The 3,848-nt window shown below is 41.2% G+C and carries 2 protein-coding genes; one reads left to right on the top strand and one right to left on the bottom strand.

The window, feature by feature from the left end; translation table 11 throughout:
- Nucleotides 1–318: 318 nt before the first annotated feature.
- Entirely contained in the window at nucleotides 319–1,863 is a 1,545-nt protein-coding gene (hemN, locus tag B4K26_RS12165; protein ID WP_296245795.1) for an oxygen-independent coproporphyrinogen III oxidase, read from the top strand.
- A gap of 419 nt (nucleotides 1,864–2,282) precedes the next feature.
- Here hemN and B4K26_RS12170 read toward each other — a convergent pair whose 3' ends face one another.
- Entirely contained in the window at nucleotides 2,283–3,659 is a 1,377-nt protein-coding gene (locus B4K26_RS12170; protein WP_296245796.1) for an esterase-like activity of phytase family protein, read from the bottom strand.
- Between the last annotated feature and the right edge of the window lie 189 nt (nucleotides 3,660–3,848).

Here is a 3,848-nt window from a genome sequence, read left to right on the forward strand (position 1 = left end):
CCAACTTATGGGGGTCAGTTCACAATCCTGAAGTCTTTTTTTATGGCGAATAGCAATACAACTTTATAGGTATATACGAAAACTTACCGTCCATGCCACTATAACCCCTGATTTGTTATACTAATTATTGCCTATCTAACAACGTTTAGCTTTATAGCAGACTCAATAACTGATATCGAAGTAGCACATAGCCACCCATGTTTTTAGCAAAATTTTATTTAAAAAATCATACCTAGCAAAGCCATTATTCGACTTAAAATAGCCATGCGCTCATCACGTAACAATGGCAATTGCCACAGTCAAAACGAGGAATTTCGCATGTCAGATCCAGCTGATAGCAATAGCGCCCAAAAATCTTTTACTCATGCCAGCGAACAACCAACCACAGAGCGTCCTGTGGTCGAGACACCCAATCCGTATGCCAGTACCCGCGGCAGCATTACCAGTAAGCAGCTACCCGTCTTTGATGAAGATATTATCAATAAATACAATCGCTCAGGGCCACGCTATACCTCCTACCCGACCGCTTTAGAATTCTCGCCGATGCCTGAAGGGCTTGAAACCAAGATTCTGCAAGAGCGTGAAGCCCATACTCCCCTATCGCTGTACTTTCATATTCCTTTTTGTCGTCACCTTTGTTATTACTGTGCTTGTAATAAAATCATCACCAAGAAGAACAGTGATGCTGGCGATTATCTAGAATACTTAATGGCAGAAATTAAGCACAAGCGTAGCTTATTAAAAACACCAGCAGACGGTAAAAAGCCACTGGTCAAACAGCTGCATTTCGGCGGCGGTACGCCAACATTCTTACAAGATAATGAGTTGGTACAATTGTGGGAGTTTTTACAAACCCAGTTTGAGTTCTTACCAGACGATCAAGGCGATTATTCTATTGAAATCGATCCGCGCGAGCTTGGTGACGAAACATTGACAGTGCTGCGCAACCTGGGCTTTAACCGCGTCAGTTTGGGCGTGCAAGACTTAGATGAAAAAGTACAAATTGCGGTCAATCGCATCAATTCTGCCGAACTCATTGAAAATGTGCTGGCTGAAGCGCGTAGACTGGGCTTTCGCTCTACCAACGTCGACCTGATTTATGGGTTACCACACCAGACGCCAACGACGCTAGATAAAACCGTCCGCCGTATCATTGAAATGTCACCTGATCGCTTATCAGTATTTAATTACGCCCATCTGCCGGAGCGCTTTAAATCGCAACGCCAAATTAAAGAAGCAGATTTACCAACACCCGCTGCTAAGCTTACGATGCTGGGCAATACCATCAACACTTTGAGCGAAGCTGGTTATCAATATATCGGAATTGACCATTTTGCCAAACCTGATGATGAGCTCGCCATTGCCCAACGCGAAGGCAAATTACATCGCAATTTTCAGGGCTATACCATCATGGGTGATTGCGATTTATTGGGCTTTGGCGTGTCATCAATCAGCCAAATTTCTAACGCTAATAGCAGCTATATCTTGCAAAACCATACCGATTTAGAAGTGTATAAAGAAAATATTGATGCGGCGCGTAATAATCCGGCGATAATGCCAGCAGTCAATGTGATTAAAACCTCAGTTAAAGATCGCTTGCGAGAATACGTGATTATGAATTTATTATGTCACGACTATATCGATTTTAGAGATGTGAATCATAAATTTGGTATCGATGCCATTACTTACTTTATTGATGAAATTCAGCAGTTGGGCGAGATGCAAGCAGACCGCTTGATTGACATGGATGCTGCTGGTATTCGCGTCCTACCAAAAGGTCGCCTATTAGGTCGTAATGTCGCCATGGTGTTCGATGAATATCTTGAGAAAAAACATAAAAATCGTTTTTCTAAAGTGATTTAAGACGTCTTAATCTATTGTAGTCAGTTCAACTGTAGTCAGTTCAAAACAAAGTCGATACGTTAATAGTTATGTGTGACTGGTATAAATTTTCTCTGCTTGCTGCTATTCAGAGTCTACGAAAAATTCATCCCAGTCGCATTGAATCTATTTTAACGTGGGTTCACTATACTAGGGCGTGTCCTCAATTCAATCGATGGACATCTAAATGGGCTAAAAGTGGCTAAATTTTGCCAAACTTCGTCAAATAGCTGGGTAATATCCTGATATTAACTGCGCTATTTTCCTTGTTTGGCGGGAATTTATCTCATTTTTATCACCATTTTTAAAATGAGGCCACGCCTTAGTAACAAAAAAAGACTTCGCAAAAGCGAGGTCTTTTTTATGGTTTGTGAGAAATGCGATTTTTATGATGAATCACTCTATTCAGTAGGCATAACGATATATAAGCGATTAGCATCTTCGATAGTTTTCCTCTTATCGAGGTATTTTTGCTCAACGCTACTTCTTGGGTTGATTATATCCGTATCTGTCATCGCAAAATCGTCATCATTGAGTAAACCCAGTGAGCCATCTTGTCGTAACCATAACCCTTCAAGCTTGTCATGGGGATAATCTAAGCTGTCCAGCACATCGACGACCAATGTTTTTTTCACAGGCGTAATAGCCATCTTTTGAAGTAATTGCCAGTTTTTTTCGTTTTCAGCAATAAACTGTTCAAGTGTTTGCCCATTTAGGGTCAAACCAAGCGTATCCTCTTGTTTAATGCCTTCATTATTTATAATGGTTTCAATATCTGTTGCTGACGAGATATCTATTTTGTAAATCAGCTTTCGTGCTGACTTATCTTGTAGAGGAAGTTTGCGATCATGTTCAATTAAGTAAAATTCGTGATGACTCAGCGCCACGATACCAGAAGTGACGTGCTCTGCGTTTTCCAATCGGTATAAGTACTGGGCTATTTGGCCTGAAACCAAATTAATTGTTACCATACGTACCAAGCTAGAGATGCGTCCTGATTTATCAGGATTATCCATAGCGGATTCCATGATACCGACCAGTGTCGTTTGGTCTGGTGTAATCGTTAACGCCTCCATACCGCGATTGGCACGACGCTTGGTAAATTCTGCCGGTAACAAAATCTGCTTGCCATTAATAGTCACATTATTGCGCTCATCACTGGCAAAGGCATTGATACGTTCAACCTCTACCCCATTTTCATCATAATGTACAAGGTGCGGACCATATTCATCACTGACCCAAAAGCTCCCATCTTTGAGTGCCGCCAGCCCTTCTGGATCTAAGCCATTAATATCGGTTTTAATAGGATTGGTTACCGCATCGAAAGGTATATTTGGATTGACAGTCATTGGCTGACCATTGACATCATAGGGCACTTCATCGGTACCACCCAAGGCTTTTGGGTTTGGTAGCCCAGAGATAGGATTACCGCGCCTATCTTTAAGCAGTATTTCTTTTATTTTGATTATTTTGCCGCCAGCTTGCAATTCAAACAGTCCAATAGATGGCGTATAGTTTGGTACGAGAAACTGTTTGCCTTTACCCACACTACCGTCAAAGTCGGCATTAGGACCACGATCGGTCAGGGCATAAAATTGATTGGCATTGGTTGGATGAGCCGCGGCATCTGAACCGTAACCGCCGCCGCGAATTTCCAGCTTCTGTTCAGGATAAGCGGCATTCATATGCGTCGCATCAAGCACGGTATAAGGTAATGGGCTTCCTTGAGGGAACTGGCTTATAGGGATGATTTTATTACTGATATCTTGCTCAGTCATTATTATTTTCCTTATGCATTTATTTTTATAGGTGTATTTTCATTATTGAGTCAAAGCGACATTAAGATATTAAACATCAAAAATAAATCACGATAGACGAATCAAAGTTAAAAAAATAGCCAGCACGTAAAACGCTCACTGACTATTTTTATAGCAGATTAAAATATGCTTAGATTAACACATGAAGTG

The sequence above is a fragment of the Psychrobacter sp. UBA6766 genome (assembly GCF_002453355.1).
Taxonomy (GTDB): domain Bacteria; phylum Pseudomonadota; class Gammaproteobacteria; order Pseudomonadales; family Moraxellaceae; genus Psychrobacter.

Bases quoted from the DNA above. Each gene is read 5' to 3' on its own strand.
- hemN (WP_296245795.1), top strand. From the start codon at position 319: ATGTCAGATCCAGCTGATAGCAATAGCGCCCAAAAATCTTTTACTCAT.
- B4K26_RS12170 (WP_296245796.1), bottom strand. From the start codon at position 3,659: ATGACTGAGCAAGATATCAGTAATAAAATCATCCCTATAAGCCAGTTC.